This is a genomic window from Thermococcus sp., assembly GCF_015523185.1.
Lineage (GTDB): Archaea > Methanobacteriota_B > Thermococci > Thermococcales > Thermococcaceae > Thermococcus.
This window is the reverse complement of the sequence record NZ_WAKV01000014.1, coordinates 19,300-43,385: the sequence shown is the minus strand read 5'-3', so window position 1 is coordinate 43,385 and position 24,086 is coordinate 19,300. Positions and strand designations below refer to the sequence as shown.

Below are 24,086 nucleotides of genomic sequence, written 5' to 3'. Positions count from 1 at the left end.
TGGTGGGCCCGCGGGGCTTCGAACCCCGGACCTCCGCCTCGTGAGGGCGGCGTCATAACCAGACTAGACCACGGGCCCGCCCGGAGTATGGGAGGCAAACAAAAATATAAAGCTTTCGCTAAACTTCCTCCAGAATCTCCTCCGGGGCGTTGGCGAACTCAACTAGATATTCTGCCTCAACTATGTGGAGCCTTCCCGGAACGATGAGGACGTGGGGCTGTCTTCCAAAGTCCTCGTTGATTAGGTCCTTTACATAACCCGCCCTTATGGTCGGGTTCAGGGAACCTGCCCTCGCCAGAACCACGACGAGGGTCTCGGGCGTAAAAATCCCTACTTTCTTAATCTCCTCGACCTTCAGGAGTATATCCATAGCCTCATTTGCCGTCATGTAGCGGTTCTGGTTGGCCTTTATGTCGAGGAACAGGAGCGTGTGAAGACCCCTCTCGCGGTTCTCCTTTATGACGTCGTAGTGACTTGTCGGGAACCAGTTCTTCTCGGGGTAAGCCACTGTAACACTCTTTCCGAACTTGTAAATCTGGAGTCCCGTGATTGCCACCGCCGAGTATATGCTAGGGGCGTGGATAACGTAGCTCTCAACTCCAGCTTTTTTGGCCCTAATCCTCAGGTCGGAATGCGTCGTCGCCACCATCGGGTCGCCGGCGGTAAGAAAAGCAACGTCCTTTTCCTTTGCATCGGGGAGAACAATTTTCTCGAAGTTCAGCTCCACGTCTTCTCTGCTCAACCTAACTATCGGCTTGCCTATGAGCTCTTCAATCCTGTCTATACTTGTCCCCGCAAGGAGTGAGGTGTAGAACTCCGCAAAAACCCTATCGCATTTCCTCGCCACTTCGAGACCCTTAAGTGTTATGTCCTTCTCGTCGTAAAGCCCAAGGCCAATGAAGTAGAGTGCCATAGCCACCACCGATAGCCGATTCACCTAAAACTTTTAAGTTTTGGGAAAACTACTTAAAGGTTTTTGGCAAACCTAACCCGGTGAGGGCCGTGCATGTCAGCAAGAGGGAAGAGGAGTATCTAGAGGCAATGTACATCCTTCACAAAAACAAGGGCGTAATCAGGGTGAAGGACATAGCCAAGATAATGAATGTCAAACCGCCAAGCGTTGTTGATGCCCTCAAGAAGCTCGCCGAGAAGGGACTCGTAGAGTATGAGAAGTACGACAGGATTCTTCTCACGGAAAAAGGCAAGAAAATAGCCGAAGAGACTTATTCAAAGCACGTCTTCCTGACGAAGTTCTTCGTGGATATACTTGGAATCCCGCCCGAGATAGCGGAGCACGACGCCTGCCAGTTCGAGCACTACGTGAGCGAGGTCACAGTCAAGAGAATGAAGGAGTTCGCGAAGTTCATACAGGAGCAGTGCCCATACGTCCTCAAGCAGTTCCTGAAGGAGAAACTGGACGAGTGATTTTAACGCTTTTCGTTTAATCACCGATTCCCTCTTCTTCGCTTAAAAAAGAAATCAGAAGAGACCACCGAGGTAGGCAAAGTAGGTTACAAAAACCAGAGCCAAGACGTACATTAACGGGTGGACTTCCTTCCAGCGACCGCTGAAGACCTTGAGAAGGGTGTAACTTATGAAGCCAACGCCTATTCCGTCCGCTATGGAGTAGGTGTAGGGTATCGTGATGAGCACAAGGAAAGCGGGTAAAGCCTCGGTGTGGTCGCTGAAGTCAACCTCCTTAAGGGCGCTGAGCATGTAGTAGCCGACTATGACAAGCGCTGGAGCGGTTGCAAAACTTGGGATAGAACTTGCCAGGGGTGCAATAAAGAGCCCTATCGCAAGGAAGAGCAGACCTGTGACGAGGGCAGTCATTCCTGTCCTTCCGCCTTCTTCTATTCCAGCGGCGCTCTCGATGTAGGTGGTAACGGTCGAGGTTCCAAGGACGGCACCGAGGGTAGTTCCTATCGCATCGGTCAAGAGAACCTTCTCAGCATCTGGAACCTTGCCGTCCTTAGTGAGAAAACCAGCCTTGGCGCTGAGGCCTGTTACCGTTCCGAGGGTGTCGAAGAAGTCCACCATGAAGAAAGCAAAGACGACACCAAGGGCCCCGGCGTTAATGAGACCGTGGAGGTCCATCTTCATGAAGGTGTAGCTTATTGTAGGGGTCGAGAACAGCTTTTCCGGCCAAGGTGCTACTCCGGTAATCCAACCAAGAACGCTTGTCGTCAGGATTGATATCAGGAGGGCTCCTTTGATGCGCATCGCTATGAGAATGCCAGTTAGGAGGAGACCAAAGAGAAACAGGAGAACCTCTTTTGAAAGCAGAACACTCGTGTTAAGTCCGGTAAACTTGAGTGTCCCCGAAAGGAGGACGGTCTTTCCGAGGGGTATTATAGCGTCCTTTGAACCCTCCACCTGAGCCGAGAGGATTCCAACGTCGTTTAGGCCAATGAGAGTGAGGAACAGACCTATTCCGGCACCGATGGCGTACTTCTGGCTCTTTGGAATCGCATGGATTACTGCACTCCTGACCTTTGTCAGCGTGAGCGCTATGAAAATCAGACCCTCAACAAAAACTGCCGCGAGGGCAACCCTCCAGCCATACTTGGGGGCAACGGTATAGGCAAAGTACGCATTGAGCCCCATCCCCGGGGCGAGGGCGAATGGCTTTCTGGCGTAAAGGCCCATGATAATCGTCGTTATGCCGGCAGAGAGCGCAGTAACCGCAACGAGTGAATCAAACGCCTCTTTACCCATTGCAGCGCTGAGTATCTGGGGGTTCACAAAGAGGATATACGCCATGGTGAGGAAAGTCGTCACGCCGGCAAGGATTTCAGTTCTCATGTTGGTTCCATACCTTTCAAAGTGGAAGTACTCCTCAAACCATCCCATGAGCGTCCCCCCCTTTGATTGACACAGAAAAGGCTATAAAACAGATTTATAAAACTTTTTTTGACATAAATTTGTTACAAATCGAGAAGAGAAAAAGACCTTATCACTATCCCAACCCTCGAAGGAACATGATTCGCTTCGAAGGGCAAATCCGGCAGGGGACGCTCGGCGATTATTAAACGGCCTTCAACATCGAGGTATAGCCTCATCCTGCCGGGAAGGAGCTCGTAGTCAACAACCTCTGCATTGCTCCCTTTGGTGATGATAACGCTCTCCGGCCTGAAGAATACCCTAACCTTTCCGTCAACACCAACACGAAGCTCAAGGTTTCCGAGCCTCGCAACCCCATTCTCGGCTTCAAGCTCCAGTATGTTACCCGTCCCGAGGAAGCGGGCCACAAACTCTGTTCTTGGCCTGTAATAGAGCTCCAAGGGTTTTCCGACCTGTTCAACGGTTCCGACGTTCATGACGGCTATCCTGTCGCTTATTGCCATGGCCTCCTCCTGGTCGTGGGTAACGTAAATCGTCGTTATGCCGAGCTCACGCTGAATTCTTCGTATTTCAGACCGCAAACGCTCCCTTATCTTGGCATCAAGGTTACTCAGTGGCTCGTCGAGGAGAAGAACCTCCGGCTCGACAACGAGGGCCCTAGCAAGTGCAACCCTCTGTTGCTGTCCACCCGAGAGCTGTTCGGGATAGCGGTTCTCAAAGCCCTTCAGCTTGACGAGCTCAAGGGCCCACTTCACCCTTTTTTCGATTTCAGCCCTTGGAAGCTTTCTCATCTCGAGGCCGAATGCGATGTTTTTAAACACGGTCATATGCGGAAAGAGCGCGTAATCCTGGAAAACTATGCCAATGTTCCTCTCGTAGGGTTCCAGTTCGGTAACGTCCCTCCCACTGAAGAGAACCCTCCCGGAGTCGGGCCTTTCAAGGCCCGCTATTATCCTCAGCGTCGTCGTCTTTCCACAACCGCTCGGGCCAAGGAACGTGAGAAACTCGCCATCTTTAACGGAGAGGTCAACGTGAAGTTCAAATCCCTCCCAGCGTTTTTCAACGTTTCTCAGTTCGACGCTCACCATACCTCCTCACCGACCCCCTCTATTATCAGGAATCCAACTGCCGAAACGAGCATGAGGAGCACAGATAAAGCCGAGGCACTGCCAAAATGCCTCGCACCTAAGAACTTGTAGACCGCGAGGCTCATAGTGGTGTATTCAGGCTTGGCAAGCATGTAGGTTGCACCGAGCTCGGCAATGCTCATCGCGAAGGCAAAGATTGCCCCGACAAGGAAGCTTCCAAAGGCGAGGGGAAACTCAACCCTTAAAAAGGCCCTCCACTCGTTGGCCCCGAGGGCTAAGGCCGCTTCGCGCAGGTTCCGTTTTATCTTACCGAGTCCCGTTGAGAGAGAGCGGAAAACGAAGGGGTAAGCAATTACCGAGTGGGCTATGGCCACAATCCAGAAGGTGTAGTAGAGGGGTGTTGACTGGAAGGCCATGATGTAGCCGAGAGCGACCGTTACCGGCGAGCTCGCGAGAGGGAGCATTACGAGAACGTCGAGAACCCCCTTCCCCCTGAAATCGTGGCGGTTAAGGAGATACGCTAAGGGAAGGGCTATCATGATTGAGAGAACAACTGTTGTGAAGCCGAAAAGGAGGGAGTTTTTAATCGTTCCAAGGGTCGAGATTCCGAACATCGGGTTGTACTCAGGGGAAAAAACCCTGCGATAGTTCTCAAGGCTCAGATGGCCGTTATAGAGGAGGGAATCATAGACTATGGCAATCAGGGGGACAACAATGAAGACGAAAACGAGGGCAGAATAGAGGATTATCCCCAGTCCCTTGAGGCTGAAAAGGTCTTCACGTGTAAGTCTCGCCGGCCTCTGAAGGACTCTTTGCTCCTCCCTCTTTGAGTAGGCATCGAGGGAACGAAGGTAGATGTACATGAAGAATGCACTGAGGGTTATTTGGATAACTGCTAGGGCCGCGCCGGTTCTGAAATCTAGGAGCGTCATTACCGTCGAAAAGATGTCGACCTCCATTGTAACGTAGCGATAGCCACCAAGGATTAAGGGGACAGAAAAGCTCAGGAAGCAGAAGACGAACGTAAGCATCGCAGATGCAAAGATTGCCGGCGAGATTAAGGGCAGGGTAACCTTCCAGAAGAGCTTAAAGCCCCTCGCGCCGAGCGTTTTGGCCATCTCCTCGTAGTGGGGATTAACCCTCTGCCAGAGCGACGAGACCATTCTAACAACAACTGGAAAGTTGTAGAAGGCGTGGGCTAGGAGGATGGCCTTCCATGTGTAGATTATACCGGGGTCATGGCCCATTAGATGTGCTATGAACCCGTCCTTTCCGAAGAGGAGGATAAACCCAAGGGCCACCATTATGCCGGGCATTACGAATGGAACCGTCAAAAGGGCTCGGATTAGCCTCTTTCCAGGGAATTCATACTTGGCGAAGATATAAGCTCCCGGAAGTCCGATTAGGAGAGTCAAAAGGGTCGATGCCAACGCCTGACCGATTGTGAAGAGAATAACCCAGCGGTGGTAGGAGTTACTCAAAACAGAGGAGAGGAACCGTAATGTCGGGCCGTTTTCCCAGAGGCCCAATTGTAGGATATCGGCTAGGGGCAGGTAGAAGAAAATCAGCAGGAAAGCAAGAGAGGGAACCGCGATGAAGTAACCAGTCCTGAGTTTCATGGTCACAACTCGGTTTTGCCTCTTTATAAGCGTTGATTGGACAAGTTTGTTAAATCCTTCTCCCAACGTAAAAGAGGTGGTACCATGAAGGCCCCCGAGCTGGGAATAAAAATCGGCCTTTATGAGAACGGAAAAAGGAACTCGATAGCGGACCTGAGCGTTAAAGTCGGCCATACAACGCTAGTTGAAGGAGACGACGTAAGGACGGGCGTTACAGTTCTCCTCCCACCTGTAAAGAACCCATATAGGGAACGGCTTTTCTCGGCAACCTTCGTCATGAACGGCTACTCAAAGCCAATTGGTTTTATCCAAGTTGAGGAGCTCGGATACATCGAAACGCCGATAGCTCTAACAAACACGCTGAGCGTCTACACCGTGGCAAGCGCAGTAGTTAAGCATATGATTGAACTCAATCCCGATTTGAAGAGCGTCTCCCCGGTCGTCATGGAGTGTAACGACTCTTATCTCAACAACGTCCAGAAGATGGCCGTTAAAGAGGAGCATTACTTCGAGGCCCTCAAAAATGCCAGACTGGACTTTGAGGAAGGTTCTGTTGGAGCCGGCACGGGAATGAGCGCTTTTGAGTTCAAAGGAGGGATAGGCTCTTCGTCAAGGATTGTCGAGATAGGCGGTGAGGAGTACACCGTTGCTTCTCTCGTCTTGGCGAACTTTGGCAGAAGGGAGGATTTAACCATCGCCGGAATCCCCGTTGGACTCTACCTTAGTGACTACCCCGGAAGGGGCATCTCCGGGAGAGGAAGCATTTCAATGGTGGTAGCCACTGATGCCCCTCTGACGGCCCGGCAGTTGAAGAGACTCGCGAAGAGGGCAGTGATAGGGCTTGCGAGAACGGGTGGCTACGCATACCACGGTAGTGGCGACGTTGTTCTGGCCTTCTCAACTGCCCAGAGCACTCCATTTGGAAAGGAACCAGAAATGGTGAGCTTTCTGCCGGACAACGTACTGAGCAGGCTTTTCAGAGCCACTGCAGAGGCAACCGAGGAGGCGATAATAAACGCATTATTGGAGGCGAAGACAATGAAGGGCAACGGTCATGTTAGGTACGTCCTGCCGGTCGAGAAGGTCCTCGAAATTTTGGAAAAGCACGGAGTAGTTGAAAAGGCTTAGTGGTTTCAATTCATTTTTACAATAGTTTTTAGTTAGTATATTAGAGTATTGAAGTTTTATCTTTAAACACTACTGAAATCCGAAAAGCGTATATATGCAAGATTTTCTTCATACCAATGGTGGTGCACAATGACACGCATCGTCCTTACCACCGACGAAACGCTGACGAGCACATACCACGACGTGCCCCTCCTCGATTTTTTAGGATGTGCACCCTACAACAAGCTACCCAAGTGGGTCTTCCGCCTCCTCGATACTCAGCTAACTGACGAAAACGGCGTTCTAAGTCAGGCTCCCTACGGGCTCAGAAAGGTTGAGGCGGCACTGCTACGGGACGGTTTCAGACGGGATGAGGTCGTGGTTGCCCACCCGCGAACCGTCGAGCGCTTCATTGGTGAGGATACTACCGTGGTTGCCCTGTACGAGATGGACCCCCTTGGCCTCGGACCTGTGAGCATGATGTTCACGAACGGCGGCCGGTGGAAGAACTACACGAGCGTCAAGTTCAGGGAGCTCGTCGAGAGGATAAACCGGGTTAGGGAGACAAAGAACCTGAAGTTCAAGCTCGTCGTTGGTGGACCAGGAGCCTGGCAACTCGACTTCAGGAAGGAGGAACGGGAGAGGCTCGGAATAGACCACGTTGTCATAGGTGAAGTTGACCACGTCGCCGGCGAGCTATTCCGCGATATAGAGAGTGGAAGTGGGGACGAAACGATATTCATAAAAACCTGGCCCCGGGTTGAGCAGATTCCAACGATAGTCGCCCCATCCTATAAGGGCCTCGTTGAAGTCATGAGAGGCTGTGGCAGGGGATGTCGCTTCTGCGAGCCCAACCTGAGGGTGGCCCGCTACATGCCACTCGAAAGGATAGGGGAGGAGATAAAGCTCAACGTTGACAACGGAATAGACCACGCCTGGCTCCACAGCGAGGACATCTTCCTTTACCGGGTTGAGGACAGGAAGAACTTCTATCCCAACGCGGAAGCCGTCGTGGAGCTCTTTGAGGTCGCAAGGAAGTACACGAAGAACGTAAATCCCACACACGGCGCGGTGGCTGGGGCGCTGGCGGTTCCAGGTATGATAGAACGAATTTCCGAGATAGTAGGAGCCGGGCCGAGTCACTGGATAGGAATACAAGTGGGCTTTGAGACGGCCTCGCCGGAACTCATCGGGAGGTACATGAACAACAAGATGAAGCCTTTCTCGCCCGAAGAGTGGCCGTGGGTTCTCCTCAACGGAACGTATGTTTTCAACAAGAACTACTGGTTCCCCGCCTACACGACGATACTCGGCCTTCCCGGGGACACTGATGAGTACGAGATAATGACCGCCCGACTAATCGTCACGATGGAGCGGGAATTGGAGGAGAAGCTCGGCAACAGAGCCCATTTCACGGTCACACCGCTGGCATTCGTTCCGATGGGTCTCCTTCGGAACCAGGAGTTCTATAGAATTGACGAAATGATAACCTACGGCCAGTTCCTGCACCTTTACTACGCTTGGAAGCATATGATGAGAGAAGTAACAAGGGGACTGCCCGCGGTCATGAAGAACAACCCGTTTCTGATACCATTCTACCCACTAGCCCGGCTGGGAACGAGAATCGTCATAAAACAGATTGAGAAGTGGGGCAAAAGCAAAGGTTATGAGGTCAAGAGGTTAGAACCCATAGAGGGACTCCGGGTTGAGGTGGAGGAGCACAGATGGTATGCTCAGCCAAGTCTCGTCGAGGCGTACTGATTAAACCTTTATCTCCTCGTATTTCCTTTTCATGAGCAGTGCATCTTCCTCAATGTTGGGGCTCTCGCTTATGACGACGCCTTTCACCCTGAACTCCTTCAGAACGCGGAGTAAATCCTCCCAGTTCATGTCACTCTCCTGGAGGGGGATGTGCCTCCTCTCGCCCTTCTCGGTGTACTCTATGCCCGACATGTGGATGTGCATGTTGTCCAGTGCCTCCCTGCCGAGCCTGTCCTCAATAAACGCCAGCATCTCGCGCCACTCTTCGATTGAGTTGCACTTTCCTTTGTTCCTTGCATGGGCATGGGCGAAGTCTATCGTCGGGAGAACCATTTCCATTTCTTCGCTGAGCTTCACTATCTCCTCCAAGTCACCAAACTGGGTCGGCTTTCCTGTGAGTTCCGGCCTGAGCCAGACCTTAACACCCCTGTCCATCAGTTCTCTCTGCACGTCCTTCAGGGCCTCAAGGATTCTCTGGTAAACGCTCTCCTTCGGTTGCTTGAGGTAATAACCGGCGTGGAAAACGACGCTCCAGCCACCGGCCTGGTGAAGCCTCTCGGCGCTCTGGATTATTCTCCTCTTGCTTGCTTCAACTTTGGCCTTCTCGCTCGCGTTGAGGTTGATATAATAGGGTGCGTGAGCCGTTAAGAGAACGTCGTGCTTTTTGGCGGTGTACTTTATCTTCTTCGCCAGCTCGGGCTTGATGTTAACACCGCGGACGAACTCAAGCTCCATGGCATCTAGACCAAGGTTTCTAACGTGGATTATACCGTCTATCGTTGAGCGCTTAGGAGTTGACAGCGGTATTCCTGCGGTTCCGAAGCGTAGCCTATCAACCCTGAACATCCCTCACCACCCTAAATAATTAGGAAAGCCTAACTTATAAGGCTACCGTTCGATTTTCTCGCCAAGGTATTCTTCCAGCTTGTTCAACTCATCCTCGAGCTCTTTTTCAATTTTTGAGAGCTTCCTTTCGAGCTTGTGAAGTTCCTCGGAAATCAGGGCTAGTTCATTCTCTAAAGAGCTGAGTTCTTCACGAGCGGGCTCAATGCTTTTAACTACGTTCCTTTTCCGTTCTTCGAGCTCAGCAAGCTCTTTCTTGAGTTTGCTTACCTCCAAAAGCTCCGATTCAAAATTGGCAAGCAACCACTCCGCGGATTTCTTGGCCTTTCCGTCGAGACGAGGGTATACAGACTGGAGGAGCGAAATGAACTCCTCCGGCCGTTCAAGGGCAACGCCACTGTCCCTGGCGACTTCGTCGGCTATTCCCCCGAGTCTCATTCTTTTGAGGGGCTTCTGGAGCTTTGAAACCTTCGAGCGGAGTTCAAGTTCTATGGAGCGGATTCTTCTCGAAACATCGTTGATTTCCTTTTCAATATCGCGGAATTCCTTTGATGACAGAACCTCTTCCACTTTCTTTCTCTCTTCCTCGACTCGGCCTGCAAGTTCAATCAGCTTTTTCTTTTTCTCGGTGAACTCCTCGTGGGTTCTTTTTAACTCTTCCAGCTTTTTGGAGACATCTATTTTGGGGGGAAGGACCTCCATGAGTTGCTTCATAAACTCTGAATAACCCTCACTGAGCTCCCTTAGGATAGAGTTTATGGAGTATATCTCCTTCTCGAAGAGGATCATGACGTGCTTTCCATAGTCAAGATGAATCTTTGAGATGTCCGAGAGCCGTTTTCCAAGTTCCTCCATTGTTCGAATGCCTTCCAGGGCATGTCTCATGGCGCTTATATAGTTTCTCCTATCTGCCTCCACAATTTGGAGCAACCTCTCGTCGACTTTCTTTGGAGGCTTGGCCCTTTCAAGCCTTTCAAGGGCTTTCAAAAGTTCCCGTTTCTTCTTTTCAAGCCATTTGTTGTATTTTTTTCTGAGCTTTTCAGCCCGTCTTAGGCTCTCTTCACGCCTTAGTTCGTATTTTCGTATCGCTTCCTCCAGTTTCAACTTTTACCCACCCTCTAACTTTTCCTCGGAGATAGACACCAATCACGACTGCAAGAATAACATCAAATATCGCAAAGATCAACTTCTGGAAAACATCGATGTCAGAAATCGTGAGTATAGCTAAAGCATAGCGGGTAGTTAGGTCAATCGTCACCCATAAAGCTGGAGTCATGAGGAGGGCAGAGGCATAGTACCAGATGTGGTGGTCCCTCTTGAGGTAGGCCTGAATCACTCTTCCGGCCATCATAACCGCTATTCCCAAGGCGATGGAAACGGACAATGCATTAAGATAAATCAGAGTCGCAAGTAGAGATGTCCCGGGATAGCTACCTATTAGTTCCAGGGAGTAGCTTTCGAGGTTGAGATAAGCGTTAATCGCCCCACTTATTATTATAAGGATTCCAGCAACGAAAGACAGAACCACAACGAACTGCTCAACTACCGCCCTCCGCAGGGAGGATAGCATGCTACCCAGACTGAAGTTGAAGCCCTTGGCAAAGAAGATACCACCGATTATGAGAAGAACGGTTCCCCATATTACCGTAGAGACTATCTTCTCGCTCTCGGGATACCAGACACCTACAAGTTTTGCTATTCCATAGAGCAACGCCATCAAACCCGGAATTCCAAAGACGACCCTCGCGACCTCCGGGTCGCTCAGAATTTCCTTGAGGTACTTCACTATGATGTACCACGTGGTCTCTATACCCGGACTTTGCTTGACCACAACGCGATGAGAGGTTATTATCGGCACCCGGGAAGTTATTATCGGGAAAATCTGCTCGTCTTCAGCGCCATCAGTTACGGGAATGACGCCATTAGCCGGGAATACCTTGAGGACTTCCTCAAGTTGCCTTGCCAACTCCATATCGCTCTTTAGCCCAACCTTCGGGTGGCCGGTTATTATCGCGACCTCGACTTCGTCGAACTCCCCCTTTTCTTTGAGCTCATCGGCGAGCTTAACTGCGGCGTAAACAACGTTGGCATCGCTGTCCTCTGGGTCTGCCAGGCTGAGCTTAAGGGCAGCGTCTATACAAGCCTCTCGCCCGATAACCGGCCCCTTAACTCCCGCCTTCTTCCCGAAGTCGTCGTCGCGGTCAATGGCCAGAACGAGAACCCTAATCTCAACCACCCCTGACCCTTTCCATCACGGATTTTACCTTGTCTTCCATGTGCCGTTCCCTGTCCCTGCGGTCGTCAATCCTTATCGTCGTCGAAACCCTCTCGGCACCGAGTTCAAACATAAGCTCATGAGCTTCCTCGATTATCTTAAGGGCCTCTCTTACAGTCTCGGTCTCGATGATTGTAGCCATGGGTGTCAACTGATATTTAACGCCCTTCCTCTCTAAAAGCTTTATCACCTCCGCAACGTATCTGCTGAGGCTCTTCTCCCCAAGGGGCACAACCACGAACTCAACGATGACCATCTTCGACACCCGCTTTAATCTCTATCGGCAGTAATTTAAGGGTTGCGATAGGTTAATAAACTAACGTGAGGTAATTTTAAGGGGTGAGGAAAATGTACCGAATAAAGGACGAGTGGGGCGAGTTCCTCGTCAGGCTCGCGAGAAAAGCCGTTGAGGAGTACGTGAGGCACGGAAGAGTAATAAAGCCACCCGAGGACACTCCTCCGGAGCTATGGGAGAAGATGGGCGTTTTTGTGACCCTCAACAGGCACAACGTCCCCCCGCAGATGGCCCTGAGGGGTTGCATAGGCTTTCCTCTCCCGATTTACCCCTTGGTTGAGACCACTATAAAGGCGGCAATCTACGCGGCCGTTGACGACCCGCGTTTTCCGCCGGTTAGGGAGAGCGAGTTGGACGATATCGTCGTTGAGGTCAGCGTTTTAACGCCTCCAGAACTCGTGGAAGGTCCGCCAGAGGAGAGGCCCAAGAAAATAAAGGTCGGCAGAGACGGTCTGCTCATTGAGAAGGGCATATACTCCGGCCTACTGCTCCCGCAGGTGCCGGTCGAGTGGGGCTGGGACGAAGAGGAGTTTTTATCGCAGACCTGCTGGAAGGCCGGCCTTCCACCCGACTGCTGGCTTGACCCTGATACTAAAGTCTACCGGTTCACGGCTGAGATATTTGAGGAGGAGTATCCAAGGGGCCCCGTGAGGAGGAAGCCTCTGGTCTAATCTTTCTCTGTTCTCCAGTAGTCTTCCGGAAGCAGAACAATACCCGGGACGACTCTATAATCCTCGTCGAAGGTTGTTAGCTCCCTGATGCCGTTTTGAAGCATCGTGGATATTATTTTAGCATCGTGAGGAAGGAGCAGATATTTCTTCATAGTTGCTAGCGTTAGGTATATGTCCGCATCCCTAACTATTGCCACGTTTTTCTCCTCGATGAGATTCATAACGAGTGTTATGGCCTCCTCAATAATCTCCTCACCCATAGGGGTTTGAAGTTTTCTTTTGACATCGAATCGATTTTTGATTGCCCTTTCGGCGAACAGCTTGCGGATTATTACGTAAACACTTTCGTCTATAACGGTTTCAGACGTTATAAGTGGAAATCTCTCAAAGACTCTGTCGGTAAACTTGGTAAGCTCAGTCTCGACTATGGTATTGACCATGACGCTACTGTCCAGAAACGTCCCTGTACTCTTCGATGTATTCACGAAGCTCCCTCCAGGAGCCTTTTAATTTCTTTCGTCCCTTTCCCTTTTTTTCGGGAAGGTAACGTGTCCTGAGAAGGTTAGCCAGCGCAAAGACTTCCTCAAAGTTAGGTGCCACGCTCTCCATGTGTGAGAATTGGATGAGATAGTTTTAACCCTTTCCATCCCCAATCCCAAACGGTTAGTCCAACTACTGGAACAGGCAACGATAGTAAGTGATAGTCTCGAATAATGTCTTCCCTTAAATCCTCACTCTTCAACAGCGTGAGCTGAGTGCAAAAATGATTGAAAAGTATGGAGAAGAGAAGCCGTAGCCTACACGGCGTTGTACTACCTGATTGCCCTCTACGCTGTTTTCCACTAAAAATCAAAAAGATGAGGAATCTAATAACTGGGGTATCTGTTGAAGGGTCTGTAGTGAAGCTTCCGTCCGAGAGCCAGAAAAACAACCATTGAAACGATCATAAGCCCCACCAACGCGAGAACCCTTTCAACGTCCCCTGTAACCACTCTAGGAACAACAATTATGGCCAGTATGAATCCGATGCCCGCACCGATCCAGCCGTACATGAAGGCGGGCATTCCCTTTAGAAGTTCATCCCTGTAAATTAGAGCCAATGCGCCTGCGGTAAAGGTAACGAATGTGTTAACGGCGAAGGGGACGTTGATGGGTGCCAGAGCCAAGGAAAGGATGGCTATTAGACCGGTCAAAGCAAGGGCCTTTCTGGCTTTGTTCGTCGTTTCCTTTCTCGCGAGCCAGACTGCTAAAAACACGGCAAGCTATAGTTAATTGTGAGGTTTGTATTTGTTTTTATGCTATTTGTAATTTTAACACTATGACAAAATTCTCATAAGGATATCATTATATTGTCAAACTAAATTTTATTCTATCAAAACTAATTCAATAAAGATTTAGAAAAGTAAAAAAACACCAAAAAACTAAATTGTTAGGAAACAATGTTAACTGGAGATGATATGTATGAAAAAAGTATTTGGTCTTTTATTAGTAGTTATGTTTTTGGTCAGCTTAAGACCTATACCAATATCCGGAGCAACTTCAACAACTACAAAAGTTGATAATACCAAAACAAAAATAGTATTTGGATTTTGGCCTAGTTGGGCTAACTCCTTATATTCTCCCCAATGGAATAGCTTAACACACATTGCATATTTCAGTGTACCTGCCATACCTAATGGAGATTTGAATATTTCACAACTGAATTATAAATATTGGGAAATACATAATGAAGCTCAAAAACACAACATTAAGGTCATAATAACTATTACTGCGTTTAATCCTCAAATCCAAGATGAAATACTGGCCACTCATGCTGATAACTTTGTAGAAAATGTTTATAATATTATCAAACATTACCAAGCAGATGGAGTTATTCTAGATTTTGAAAATGGACATGAATGGAACAGTGTATACCCCTTCTTAAACAATAAATACCTTATGGAACAATTATTGAAGAAATTATATTTCAAGCTACATCCTAAATATCAAGTGTTTATTTGCGTCTCTGGGTGGATTGAAGAAATGTATAGAAACAAAAACATTGCCCAATATATAGATGGAGTATTTTTGATGGCCTATGATTTTCATGTTAGTCAATATGATCAAGATCCAAAAAAGGAATATGCACACTACACAGGACCAGTAGCACCATATGATAAAGTAACAAGAGCAGTAGAGAGGCTAGAGGAGTATTACCCAAAGAACAAAATAATACTTGGAGTACCTCTTTATGGATATAAATGGGAAGCTTTTTCACCAATGCCATATGCAGAGAGAGTTCCTAGTAATGGGAGTAGTATTAAGATGTACAAAGCTTTGTTAGAAGCTTCTAAATATGGTAAAAAGTGGGATCCTAAATCCAAAACTCCTTGGTATGAATATCCTTCCAATAATACTACAAATTGTAAATATTACTATAAAACAGACAATGGGAAAATTGTGTGTAGATGGTATCAAGTTTGGTATGAAGACATGGAATCATTAGGAATCAAATTTGACTATATTATCTCAGAAAGACTAGCAGGAGTAGGTTTTTGGGCCCTTTCATATGAAGGAAATAAGCAATCTAGATCTTGGAATGAATTTTGGTCGTTAGTTAGAAGTAAGTTTTGGTCTCCTCAAATATCTATATCCGAGATATCCTTTGGAAATAATGTTTCCAAATATCTCCCAGGTGATACTGTCACGTTTGATATCAAAGTGGTTGGACCTAAAGGTAACCCCATTGATGCTATAGTAAAATTCCATGTAGAAGGTTCATCCCAAGTGTACAACATGAAAAGGATAACAGAAGGAATTTACCAAGGAACATTCACAATACCAAATTCTTTCTCACCTGGAATTTATCAGGTTCACATTACTGCGGAAAATCCTGAATATGGAAAGGATAATGCTTCAGCAATATTTATTGTAATAAAACCTGTCCTAATAAGCCCTAGCTCTAAAAAACCAGCTTATGTGGGTTCCTTCGATAATCCACGGCCTTTTTACATAAAACTTTCTACTGGAGTCCCGTACATAGATGCAAGTAAGTTACTGAAAAAAATATGGATTGACCATAGACTAACCTCAAAATTTGAGTACCTTGGAACTGACTCCAACGGATACTCTATTTATAAGGTTTATACTCCACCCGTGAACAACGAAGGAAAATATGACTTAACAATTGAGCTTTCCAATGGCTTAGAAATTACTGAGAAAGATACAATAATATACAGCTTATCAGACAACATAGATGTTGTTCTAGTAATAGACAGCTCTGGGAGCATGCACTCCTATGATGGATACTGGAAAGGAAGTGATGACAATGATTTAAGACTAAAGGCCGCCAAAATGCTTGTAGATTCGATGGACAAAGGTGACGGTGTTGCTGTTGTTGATTTTGACCGAAATGTGAGATATTATCCGCCAGATGGCCGGCTCTTATACATTTCAAGCGCAGAAGATAGAAATAGACTTAAATCATTCATCGATACAATAGATGCATCAGGAGGCACGTATATCGGCGTTGGCTTAAAAGCTGCTTATGACATTCTTTCGAATGCTCAAGATAATTATCCAAAATATGTAATGCTCTTAACTGATGGCGATGATAACTGGGGAGATCCATACAATCCAATAACAGTAGCAAAGTGGTTTAGGGACAAAGGATGGAAAGTTTACACTATTGGACTGACAAGCGGTTGGTATACTCTTGAAAACAGACCATTTTTGAATTCTGATCTGTTAATGAAAATAGCCGATATAACTGGAGGAAAATACTACGAAGCAAGAAAAGCAGAAGTTCTTTTAAAGATATATAACTCCATAAAGGGTATGATCACGAATAGGAATACACTTGGTTCCGAATCTATTGAACTAAAACCTGGTGAAAGTACGACCCGGTCTGTGTTAGTAGATCCCACAGTAAGAACAGCAGAATTTTCTATAGCTTGGTCTGGCAGTAAATTTAACCTAACTCTAATAACTCCCAATGGAAGTGTAATAACTCCAGAAATAGCCCAAAGCAATTCAAACCTTACATACACCAAGGGTGATACTTACGCTATATATGAAGTCAAGAATCCACTCCCTGGAGAGTGGAAGATGAACATTACCGCAGTTGATGTCTCTGAGAATGGAGAAAATGTTACAGCAATGGTACTTGCAGATACCAACTTAACAGTTGATCTATTTACCGAAAAGAATACATACAAACTTGGTGAACCAATAAAACTCATTGGAGTTTTAACCAGAAATGGTGATCCAGTAAAGGGAAATATTAACGCAACCATAGTTAAACCGGATGGAAATATAGACTATCTAGAACTTGATAACAACAAGAACGGAATTTACTATACATACTACATTCCAAAAGAAGCTGGGAGCTATACAATAACTCTAAAAGCGAGCGGTGAAGTTAATGGAGTTCCATTTATGAGGCAGACGACATTCTCTGTTTATGTTTTAAATGAGCCCATATCAACAAAGTTCAAAGCCTCAGCTATAGGATTCAACTTCAGTACAGTAAGTGGAAAGATTATAAACTTGGACTTCACAATAAACTCTGCTATTCAAGACATAGCAAGGATCGGAGTAACAAGTCTCTCCGATGGAAAAGATTCAATCGCAATTAACTACACTTCATATCCACATGTGATATCACTGACACCCAATGAAAGTGTTCCAGTTCACGTTGCTCTGAAGATTCCATTCAACACAAGAACTGGAACTTATAAAGGAAAAATCTTGATTCAAGGAACTAACTCAGTACTAACGATTCCAATTGAGATAACAGTAAGGCCAAGATTACTAGAAGCACCTGATGATATTGGGCTATATTCAACTGACGTTAATGTTGATAACATTGAAGTTTATGAAATTTCAAAAGATACTCTGAAACAAATAATCGGAAATGTTCCAGAAGTTAAAAACTTAAGAGCGTTCGTGATAACGTCAACAGGCTTTGGCCACTTTAAGCTCGAAATTAACAATGTCTCAGACATTAACCAAATTAAAGTATTCCAATATGACTTTGATAACAGGAAATGGAGACAAATGCCATTTGAAAGAGGGAGTATTATACTACCATTTTCAGTTAATGGATTCGACCTTAGTGTAATTGTCATTGGTAGCATACCTACATTGGTGTCGAAAGGAGAAAACTTGTATACTAATATAATAACGTTGTCATATGTTTGGACAAACTGGTTCTTCAAATACTATGATGAGTTCAACGCTCTCTATCAGAATGCTACCATGCTTAATATTAACAATAAATCTCTTCAAAAAGCATTAGAGCTTCATAACAATGCTACAGAATTAATAGAGGACGCATGGAGAAGCAATGATTTAAACACTATAAGACAAAAACTATGGAGAGGAACTCCATTACCAGTTCCAAAGTTCTGGGAAATCAGAAAAGCATATCTCCTTGAAAAAGAAGCTGTGAAAATACTCAGAGAAGCAATAGGAGAGCATTAGAATATCTTTTCTTATCTTTTCTTTAATTTTGCTATGAAGAAGCTGTTGCAGTCGTGCCTGTGGGTCCATGCCCTGAAAACCTTATCCCCAACCTCCATGAATCCCCTATCCCCCCAGCTGAAACTCTCCTTTATTAGCTCCAGCCCGACCCTTTCAACGGCGAAGAGCACGTTTTCTTCATCTTCATCAACTCTAATCGAGCAGGTTGAGTAGGTCATCACACCGCCGTCTCGAAGGTTCTCGTAGGCGTTACGGAGCATGTTCCTTTGGACACTTATAATGCGCTTAATCTTCTTTTCATCAAAGCGCCACTTTACCTCAGGAAACTGCCTATAGGTTCCTGAGCTTGAACACGGCGCATCGAGGATTATCCTGTCGAATTTGGCCTTGTCCCTAAAGCTTTGGCCGTCCGCGTGAACGAGCCTGACGTTTTTAATCCCCAGGAGCTTCATCTTCTCCTTCATCCTCATGAGCCTGTCGTAGGAGTAGTCAACCGCGACGATTTCTCCTTTATTCTCCATCAGCGATGCAGCATGGAAGGTCTTGCTTCCCGGAGCGGCGGCCAGGTCAAGAACCCTCTCGCCCGGCTCCGGGTTTAGGACATGAGCGACGTAGGCGCTCGCCAAATCCTGAATCACAAACTTCCCCTGGTTGTACCAGTCGAGCCTCGTGACCGGCGTTTTGTATTCAAGAACCTTTAGCACGTCTGGGACGGGCGTTCTTGCGGTCCTCACACCGTTCTCCTCAAGGTAATCTCTAAGAGAATCAACGTCCGTCTTCAGCGTGTTGGCCCTGACGTAGTAGCGCTGAGGCCTGTTGTTGCTGAGGAGCAAACGGACAGCCTCGTCGTAGCCGAGCAAATCTACAACATATTCCACGTACCAGCGCGGGTGGGAGAAGCGAACGCTCAACCACGCGATTCTGTCCTTCTCTTTCAGCCTCTTCAACGCTTTCTCCACGTCGAACTTCTCTATCGAGTGCATCAGAGCGTTTACGAATTTTGCCCTGCTGAAGTCAAAGCGCTCCTTGACGACGCGGATTATTGAGTCGGTCGCCACCGCCGGCGGAACCTTCCGGAAGTGTATCTCAAACGTCCCTATACGGAGGAGGTTCGCCAAATAGGGGTTCAAATCCTCAACCGTTGAGCCCTTCAAAACCGAGTTGATTATGAAGTCTATTTTAGCGCGCCATTTCTCAATCTCGAAGACGTAAGCGTGGGCCAAACCTCTCGCCTTCTCACGGTCCCTTCCTGCCACCTTCTTAAAGACCCTCTCAAGGGCGTGCTTGGAAGAGAGCTCACGCTCCTCAACTAAGCTTAAAGCGTCCGCAACTACCTCCTGAAAGCTTATCCTATAAAACAGCTCCATGCTCGGCCCTTCGCTGGGAGGTTTAAAAAGGTGGTGGTGAGATTTATTAGCCCCCGTGTCTACATTTCTTCAGGTGTTCCTCATGATCCTCGATACCGACTACATCACTGAGAATGGAAAGCCTGTAATTCGGGTCTTCAAAAAGGAGAACGGCGAGTTTAAAATCGAGTACGATAGGGACTTTGAGCCCTACTTCTACGCGCTCCTGAAAGACGATTCAGCGATTGAGGAAATCAAAAAGATAACCGCCAAGAGGCACGGAACGGTCGTCAAAGTAAAGCGCGCCGAGAAAGTTAAGAAGAAGTTCCTCGGCAGGCCGATAGAGGTCTGGAAGCTCTACTTCACCCACCCTCAGGACGTTCCAGCGATACGCGATAAAATCAGGGAACATCCAGCTGTGATAGACATCTACGAGTACGATATTCCATTTGCCAAGCGCTACCTCATTGACAAGGGCTTAATTCCGATGGAGGGCGATGAAGAACTTAAAATGCTCGCCTTCGACATCGAGACGCTCTACCACGAGGGCGAAGAGTTTGCAGAGGGACCGATTCTGATGATAAGTTACGCCGACGAGGAAGGGGCTAGGGTTATAACCTGGAAAAAGATTAACCTGCCCTACGTTGATGTAGTTTCAACGGAGAAGGAGATGATAAAGCGCTTTCTCAAAGTCATCAAGGAGAAGGACCCGGATGTTCTCATCACATACAACGGCGACAACTTCGACTTCGCCTACCTCAAGAGACGCTCCGAAAAGCTCGGCGTCAAGTTTATTCTCGGTAGAGATGGAAGCGAGCCGAAGATACAGAGGATGGGAGACCGCTTCGCCGTTGAAGTCAAGGGCAGAATTCACTTCGACCTGTACCCCGTCATAAGGCGCACGATAAACCTGCCTACCTACACGCTGGAGGCCGTTTATGAAGCCATTTTTGGAAAGCCAAAGGAGAAGGTCTACGCTGAGGAGATAGCAACTGCATGGGAGACCGGCGAAGGATTAGAGAGGGTAGCCCGCTACTCGATGGAAGATGCCAAGGTAACTTTTGAGCTTGGAAAGGAGTTCTTCCCGATGGAGGCGCAACTTTCAAGGCTCATAGGCCAGAGTCTCTGGGATGTATCGCGTTCGAGTACGGGCAACCTTGTGGAGTGGTTTCTCCTGAGGAAAGCCTACGAGAGGAACGAATTGGCTCCAAACAAGCCCGATGAGAGGGAACTTGCAAGGAGGAGACAGAGTTATGCCGGTGGTTACGTTAAGGAACCGGAACGGGGATTATGGAACAATATTGTGTATTTAGACTTTAGAAGCCTCTACCCCTCGATAATAATCACCCACAACGTTTCGCCCGACACTCTCAACAGGGAGGGCTGTAAAGAATACGATGTGGCTCCTCAAGTGGGCCATAAGTTCTGCAAGGACTTTCCGGGGTTCATTCCAAGCCTTCTCGGCGACCTTTTAGAGGAGAGACAGAAGATAAAGAAGCGCATGAAGGCCACTATCGACCCGCTGGAGAAGAAACTCCTCGATTACAGGCAGCACGCAATTAAAATCCTCGCCAACAGCTTCTACGGCTACTACGGCTACGCAAAGGCCCGCTGGTACTGCAAGGAGTGCGCCGAGAGCGTTACCGCCTGGGGCAGGGAGTACATAGAGACCACGATAAGAGAAATAGAGGGGAAATTTGGCTTTAAAGTGCTGTATGCCGACACCGATGGATTTTTCGCAACGATTCCGAGGGCAGATGCCGAAACGGTCAAAAAGAAGGCGATGGAGTTCCTCAAGTACATCAACGCCAAACTGCCCGGTTTGCTTGAACTCGAGTATGAAGGCTTCTACGTCAGGGGCTTCTTCGTGACGAAAAAGAAGTATGCCCTAATAGACGAGGATGGCAAGATAACGACGCGCGGGCTTGAGATAGTGAGGCGTGACTGGAGCGAGATAGCGAAAGAAACGCAGGCGAGGGTTTTGGAGGCTATACTCAAGCACGGTGACGTTGAAGAGGCAGTTAGGATTGTTAAAGAAGTGACAGAAAAGCTCAGCAAGTACGAGGTTCCACCGGAGAAGCTCGTCATCCACGAGCAGATAACGAGGAACCTGAAGGACTACAAGGCCACTGGCCCACACGTGGCAGTTGCAAAACGCCTCGCCTCGAGGGGGATAAAAATCCGTCCTGGGACAGTTATAAGCTACATCGTCCTCAAGGGCTCAGGCAGGATTGGGGACAGGGCGATACCCTTCGACGAGTTCGACCCGACGAAGCACCGATATGATGCAGAGTACTACATCGAGAACCAGGTTCTGCCCGCTGTAGAGAGAATTCTGAAGGCCTTTGGTTACCGTAAGGAGGACTTGCGCTACCAGAAGACGAAGCAGGTCGGACTGGGAGCGTGGCTCAAAATGGGGAAGAAGTGAACGCCAAGCTCCTTTGCTAGCTTTTTTCTATTTCCTCTAACACCTCCAAAATTCCCTCGACACTCGGCACCTCAAAGCCCCGCTCGTGGATTCTCCTAATCCCTTCAGCTTCCGGGTTTATCCAGACCGCCCAGAGGCCGGTCTTTAGGGCGCCTTCAAAGTCCTCCGCATATGTATCGCCGATATGGATGGCCTCTTCTGGTTTCACGTTGAAGGCTTTCAGAGGTTTCTCGAACATCTCCCTCATGGGCTTGAACGCTTTAACCTCGTCCGCGAAGAACGTTCCCTCAATGTAGTCCATAAGGCCGAATCTTTCGAGCAGGAGCCTCGTGTATGAACCGGGCCAGAACATCACGTTGCCAGTGACGGTAATCTTTAGGCCCCTCCGCTTAACGCCTTCCAGAGTTTCCTTCGCTCCCGACAGGACGATTTCATCATCAACCCTGAGAACCGCTCTTGCAGTGGCCCTTCTAACAAGCTCAACGTTTATTCCAAGAAGCTCTGCCAAAAGCTCCTGGCTCTCCTCCAAGGCCCTCTCCGGGTTTCCTACCTGCTTGGAGCGCATGGCCTTGATTCTCTCACGGGTAAGCATTATGCCCTCAACAACATCTATTATACAGGCCCCCACGAGTTTAGAGAGCTCAACTGCCATGGCATCGAGCATGACGTTTATGTCTAGGAGCGTGTTCCAGACGTCGAATGAGACGAGCTTCATACTTCCCACCAGAGACAATAACCGGAAAAAGCTTAAAAAATCAGCGCTCAGCAAAGGCGAGATGCCTGAGACCCTCCATTAGCCCGGCATCTCTCAAAACGGCCTTAAGGTTTCTAAACCTAGAGCGCATGACGAAGAGCTCGTAAAACCCTTCAAGGTTTCCCCAGTGGCCATAGGCTGAAAGAGCTAAATACATAACCTCCTTCGGCTTGAGCTTTCTTCCAAGGCTCTCGTTGAGGGCTTTGAGACCGGGCTTTATTTTCTCGAGCAGTCCCTCCAGGGCTATGAGGTGGAGCATCAAATCCTCAACGGTCGGCTTCCTCCAGTCTATGAGCTCGTCCTTAAAGGGAAGGCCGATTATGAGCGGGACCACCTCCGTTTCACCGACGCGGTAGCCGAGTTCTGTTTTCTCGTGCTGGAATCCGGAGAGCTTTCCGGTTATTGACGCGAGGGCACTTTCCCTGTCCTCGTCAACATCAACGACAACACCGAGTCTTTCCACAGCAAATCCAAAGACGTCCATAGCTCTAAGGAAGTTCCCCAAATTCCTGATAACTCCCGAGTTCCCCTCGCTAGGAATCACCGCGAGGTAGTGGCCGTCGCTTTCCCTCTTTAGGAGGTCGAAGTTGTCGCGCTCAAAAACGCGCTCTATGAACCTCAAACTCCCCGGGGCCTTTCTGCTCTCCCGGAACTCGAAGAGCTTTTTGAAAACCGCCTTGAAAAACTTCGCGTCGGTCTTTCCTTCAACGAAGATGACCGATGTTCTAGCGTTCTCCCCCAAGAAGCCTCCGCGAACGTCAAAGTCAAGGTACTTCCTCAGCTCATAGGTTTCCTTGAGCGTTAGGGCCTTCCCTGTCTCAGAGTAGAGGAGAACATTGCCATCACCCTTCCTGAAGCGACTGGTAACGAGGTCAATCAGCTCAAGACTGGCCGTTACAAGGGTTTCGTTTCCAGTGAGAGAGCTCACAAAGGTGATGAGCTCATCCCGGGTTTTGCCATACTCCGGAAAAAGGAGGGCATCGTTTCCAAAGGCCTCCCATTTTTTGCCGGTTACGATTCTCATTCACCTCACCATATCAACGGCTATTGCCCCTATGACCGCGAACGTGCTTATTATAACCGTCGCGTTGAGATACTGGAGCCTGTTGAAGTGGGCTATGTAGTCTATTCCGAAAATGTATATCAGAAAGGCCGAGACAGCGTAGGAAATCAAGGCTACCGTTACGAGCCTCTTGGGAATATGGAATATCTCCTCACGCTTCAGGTTCGCGAGATTGGCCTTGGTAAGGAAGAGGTATGCCAGAACAAGGGTCATCAGGAATATAGCTAGGGAACGTTCAACGGAAATGTCCTTGGCAACGTCCCAGACTTCCCCAGTGAAGAGAAAGGGCAGGGCAAAGGTTATCGCACCGACTATCTCCTGGGCTATGTCGTCCCAGCCAAGGGAATCGGGTTTTTTCTGCTCCTCAATCTTTTCAACTTGCCTCGTGAGTTTCTCCACACTCTTACGGAGCTTCTTCAGTTCAATCACCTCGTGCTCAGGTTCGGGGTTCATCATCCCATCAGCATTGGATTCACTCATCATCGCAGAGAAACGTATCAAAGAGAGGGTTATAAAGATTGAGTAGAAT

At 48.2% G+C, this 24,086-nt stretch carries 21 protein-coding genes and 1 tRNA gene; 6 read left to right on the top strand and 16 right to left on the bottom strand.

Features of this window, described 5'->3' with window-relative positions; all coding sequences use genetic code 11:
- Positions 1–78: transfer RNA gene (locus tag F7B33_RS01375), tRNA-Val, on the bottom strand.
- Between the two features lie 40 nt (positions 79–118).
- A complete protein-coding gene (gene dph5, locus F7B33_RS01370) occupies positions 119–913 on the bottom strand; it encodes a diphthine synthase (RefSeq protein ID WP_297072713.1) in 795 nt (264 codons plus the stop codon).
- Between the two features lie 89 nt (positions 914–1,002).
- Here dph5 and F7B33_RS01365 point away from each other — a divergent pair, with 89 nt between their 5' ends.
- Positions 1,003–1,425 (top strand): metal-dependent transcriptional regulator, encoded by a 423-nt coding sequence (locus F7B33_RS01365; RefSeq protein ID WP_297063675.1) that lies wholly within the window; start codon positions 1,003–1,005, stop codon positions 1,423–1,425.
- Between the two features lie 54 nt (positions 1,426–1,479).
- Here the strand turns inward: F7B33_RS01365 and F7B33_RS01360 are convergent, their stop codons facing one another.
- The 3 genes from F7B33_RS01360 to F7B33_RS01350 all read right to left on the bottom strand — a co-directional run bounded on the left by F7B33_RS01360 (position 1,480) and on the right by F7B33_RS01350 (position 5,551).
- A complete protein-coding gene (locus tag F7B33_RS01360) occupies positions 1,480–2,853 on the bottom strand; it encodes an NCS2 family permease (RefSeq protein WP_297063673.1) in 1,374 nt (457 codons plus the stop codon).
- A 74-nt stretch (positions 2,854–2,927) separates the two neighbouring features.
- Positions 2,928–3,932, bottom strand: a complete 1,005-nt coding sequence (locus F7B33_RS01355) for an ABC transporter ATP-binding protein (RefSeq protein ID WP_297063580.1) — start codon at positions 3,930–3,932, stop codon at positions 2,928–2,930.
- Positions 3,926–5,551 (bottom strand): iron ABC transporter permease, encoded by a 1,626-nt coding sequence (locus F7B33_RS01350; RefSeq protein WP_297072701.1) that lies wholly within the window; start codon positions 5,549–5,551, stop codon positions 3,926–3,928. Before F7B33_RS01350 ends, F7B33_RS01355 begins: the two co-directional genes overlap by 7 nt.
- An 84-nt stretch (positions 5,552–5,635) precedes the next feature.
- Here F7B33_RS01350 and F7B33_RS01345 point away from each other — a divergent pair, with 84 nt between their 5' ends.
- Positions 5,636–6,679, top strand: coding sequence for a P1 family peptidase (locus F7B33_RS01345; protein ID WP_297066126.1), 1,044 nt, complete (start codon positions 5,636–5,638; stop codon positions 6,677–6,679).
- Positions 6,680–6,808: 129 nt separating this feature from the next.
- The gene (locus F7B33_RS01340) at positions 6,809–8,419 is read left to right on the top strand and encodes a radical SAM protein (protein ID WP_297072699.1); all 1,611 of its coding nucleotides are present in this window, start codon (positions 6,809–6,811) and stop codon (positions 8,417–8,419) included.
- On the opposite strand, the gene F7B33_RS01335 is transcribed toward F7B33_RS01340, so the two are convergent.
- From F7B33_RS01335 to F7B33_RS01320, 4 genes are read right to left on the bottom strand one after another with little or no spacing between them, the layout of a single operon-like run.
- Positions 8,420–9,265, bottom strand: a complete 846-nt coding sequence (locus tag F7B33_RS01335; protein WP_297072697.1) for a deoxyribonuclease IV — start codon at positions 9,263–9,265, stop codon at positions 8,420–8,422.
- Between the two features lie 42 nt (positions 9,266–9,307).
- A complete protein-coding gene (locus tag F7B33_RS01330; RefSeq protein ID WP_297072695.1) occupies positions 9,308–10,366 on the bottom strand; it encodes a hypothetical protein in 1,059 nt (352 codons plus the stop codon).
- Positions 10,323–11,498, bottom strand: coding sequence for a DUF373 family protein (locus tag F7B33_RS01325; protein WP_297072693.1), 1,176 nt, complete (start codon positions 11,496–11,498; stop codon positions 10,323–10,325). The genes F7B33_RS01330 and F7B33_RS01325 overlap by 44 nt, the downstream gene beginning before the upstream one ends.
- A complete protein-coding gene (locus tag F7B33_RS01320) occupies positions 11,491–11,793 on the bottom strand; it encodes an MTH1187 family thiamine-binding protein (RefSeq protein WP_297066147.1) in 303 nt (100 codons plus the stop codon). Before F7B33_RS01320 ends, F7B33_RS01325 begins: the two co-directional genes overlap by 8 nt.
- Positions 11,794–11,885: 92 nt before the next feature.
- Between F7B33_RS01320 and F7B33_RS01315 the strand changes: the two genes are divergently transcribed.
- Positions 11,886–12,503, top strand: a complete 618-nt coding sequence (locus F7B33_RS01315; protein WP_297072691.1) for a TIGR00296 family protein — start codon at positions 11,886–11,888, stop codon at positions 12,501–12,503.
- Here the strand turns inward: F7B33_RS01315 and F7B33_RS01310 are convergent.
- The 3 genes from F7B33_RS01310 to F7B33_RS01300 all read right to left on the bottom strand — a co-directional run bounded on the left by F7B33_RS01310 (position 12,500) and on the right by F7B33_RS01300 (position 13,759).
- Positions 12,500–12,988, bottom strand: a complete 489-nt coding sequence (locus tag F7B33_RS01310) for a PIN domain-containing protein (RefSeq protein ID WP_297066137.1) — start codon at positions 12,986–12,988, stop codon at positions 12,500–12,502. The two genes, F7B33_RS01315 and F7B33_RS01310, sit on opposite strands and share 4 nt — an antisense overlap.
- Positions 12,948–13,112, bottom strand: coding sequence for a hypothetical protein (locus F7B33_RS01305; protein ID WP_297066139.1), 165 nt, complete (start codon positions 13,110–13,112; stop codon positions 12,948–12,950). The genes F7B33_RS01310 and F7B33_RS01305 overlap by 41 nt, the downstream gene beginning before the upstream one ends.
- Before the next feature lie 257 nt (positions 13,113–13,369).
- The gene (locus F7B33_RS01300) at positions 13,370–13,759 is read right to left on the bottom strand and encodes a hypothetical protein (protein WP_297072689.1); all 390 of its coding nucleotides are present in this window, start codon (positions 13,757–13,759) and stop codon (positions 13,370–13,372) included.
- A gap of 196 nt (positions 13,760–13,955) precedes the next feature.
- On the opposite strand from F7B33_RS01300, the gene F7B33_RS01295 reads away from it, so the two are divergent.
- A complete protein-coding gene (locus tag F7B33_RS01295; RefSeq protein ID WP_297072687.1) occupies positions 13,956–17,966 on the top strand; it encodes a glycosyl hydrolase family 18 protein in 4,011 nt (1,336 codons plus the stop codon).
- Positions 17,967–17,977: 11 nt separating this feature from the next.
- Here F7B33_RS01295 and F7B33_RS01290 read toward each other — a convergent pair whose 3' ends face one another.
- Complete coding sequence (locus F7B33_RS01290; RefSeq protein WP_297072685.1) at positions 17,978–19,333, bottom strand: RsmB/NOP family class I SAM-dependent RNA methyltransferase; 1,356 nt, start codon at positions 19,331–19,333, stop codon at positions 17,978–17,980.
- An 82-nt stretch (positions 19,334–19,415) separates the two neighbouring features.
- Here F7B33_RS01290 and F7B33_RS01285 point away from each other — a divergent pair, with 82 nt between their 5' ends.
- Positions 19,416–21,740, top strand: coding sequence for a DNA polymerase (locus tag F7B33_RS01285; RefSeq protein WP_297072711.1), 2,325 nt, complete (start codon positions 19,416–19,418; stop codon positions 21,738–21,740).
- A gap of 16 nt (positions 21,741–21,756) precedes the next feature.
- On the opposite strand, the gene F7B33_RS01280 is transcribed toward F7B33_RS01285, so the two are convergent.
- From F7B33_RS01280 to F7B33_RS01270, 3 genes are read right to left on the bottom strand one after another with little or no spacing between them, the layout of a single operon-like run.
- Positions 21,757–22,455, bottom strand: coding sequence for an HAD family hydrolase (locus tag F7B33_RS01280; RefSeq protein WP_297072709.1), 699 nt, complete (start codon positions 22,453–22,455; stop codon positions 21,757–21,759).
- A gap of 40 nt (positions 22,456–22,495) precedes the next feature.
- Positions 22,496–23,518, bottom strand: coding sequence for a DUF3226 domain-containing protein (locus tag F7B33_RS01275; protein ID WP_297072683.1), 1,023 nt, complete (start codon positions 23,516–23,518; stop codon positions 22,496–22,498).
- Positions 23,519–24,040, bottom strand: coding sequence for a DUF2391 family protein (locus F7B33_RS01270; RefSeq protein WP_297072681.1), 522 nt, complete (start codon positions 24,038–24,040; stop codon positions 23,519–23,521).
- Positions 24,041–24,086: the final 46 nt, after the last annotated feature.

What these genes read in the sequence shown, in the direction of transcription:
- F7B33_RS01340 (WP_297072699.1), top strand. Translation starts at nt 6,809, where the DNA reads ATGACACGCATCGTCCTTACCACCGACGAAACGCTGACGAGCACATAC.
- F7B33_RS01345 (WP_297066126.1), top strand. Translation starts at nt 5,636, where the DNA reads ATGAAGGCCCCCGAGCTGGGAATAAAAATCGGCCTTTATGAGAACGGA.
- F7B33_RS01335 (WP_297072697.1), bottom strand. Translation starts at nt 9,265, where the DNA reads ATGTTCAGGGTTGATAGGCTACGCTTCGGAACCGCAGGAATACCGCTG.
- F7B33_RS01285 (WP_297072711.1), top strand. Translation starts at nt 19,416, where the DNA reads ATGATCCTCGATACCGACTACATCACTGAGAATGGAAAGCCTGTAATT.
- F7B33_RS01305 (WP_297066139.1), bottom strand. Translation starts at nt 13,112, where the DNA reads ATGGAGAGCGTGGCACCTAACTTTGAGGAAGTCTTTGCGCTGGCTAAC.
- F7B33_RS01320 (WP_297066147.1), bottom strand. Translation starts at nt 11,793, where the DNA reads ATGGTCATCGTTGAGTTCGTGGTTGTGCCCCTTGGGGAGAAGAGCCTC.
- F7B33_RS01270 (WP_297072681.1), bottom strand. Translation starts at nt 24,040, where the DNA reads ATGATGAGTGAATCCAATGCTGATGGGATGATGAACCCCGAACCTGAG.
- dph5 (WP_297072713.1), bottom strand. Translation starts at nt 913, where the DNA reads ATGGCACTCTACTTCATTGGCCTTGGGCTTTACGACGAGAAGGACATA.
- F7B33_RS01350 (WP_297072701.1), bottom strand. Translation starts at nt 5,551, where the DNA reads ATGAAACTCAGGACTGGTTACTTCATCGCGGTTCCCTCTCTTGCTTTC.
- F7B33_RS01290 (WP_297072685.1), bottom strand. Translation starts at nt 19,333, where the DNA reads ATGGAGCTGTTTTATAGGATAAGCTTTCAGGAGGTAGTTGCGGACGCT.
- F7B33_RS01280 (WP_297072709.1), bottom strand. Translation starts at nt 22,455, where the DNA reads ATGAAGCTCGTCTCATTCGACGTCTGGAACACGCTCCTAGACATAAAC.
- F7B33_RS01275 (WP_297072683.1), bottom strand. Translation starts at nt 23,518, where the DNA reads ATGAGAATCGTAACCGGCAAAAAATGGGAGGCCTTTGGAAACGATGCC.
- F7B33_RS01355 (WP_297063580.1), bottom strand. Translation starts at nt 3,932, where the DNA reads ATGGTGAGCGTCGAACTGAGAAACGTTGAAAAACGCTGGGAGGGATTT.
- F7B33_RS01360 (WP_297063673.1), bottom strand. Translation starts at nt 2,853, where the DNA reads ATGGGATGGTTTGAGGAGTACTTCCACTTTGAAAGGTATGGAACCAAC.
- F7B33_RS01315 (WP_297072691.1), top strand. Translation starts at nt 11,886, where the DNA reads ATGTACCGAATAAAGGACGAGTGGGGCGAGTTCCTCGTCAGGCTCGCG.
- F7B33_RS01295 (WP_297072687.1), top strand. Translation starts at nt 13,956, where the DNA reads ATGATATGTATGAAAAAAGTATTTGGTCTTTTATTAGTAGTTATGTTT.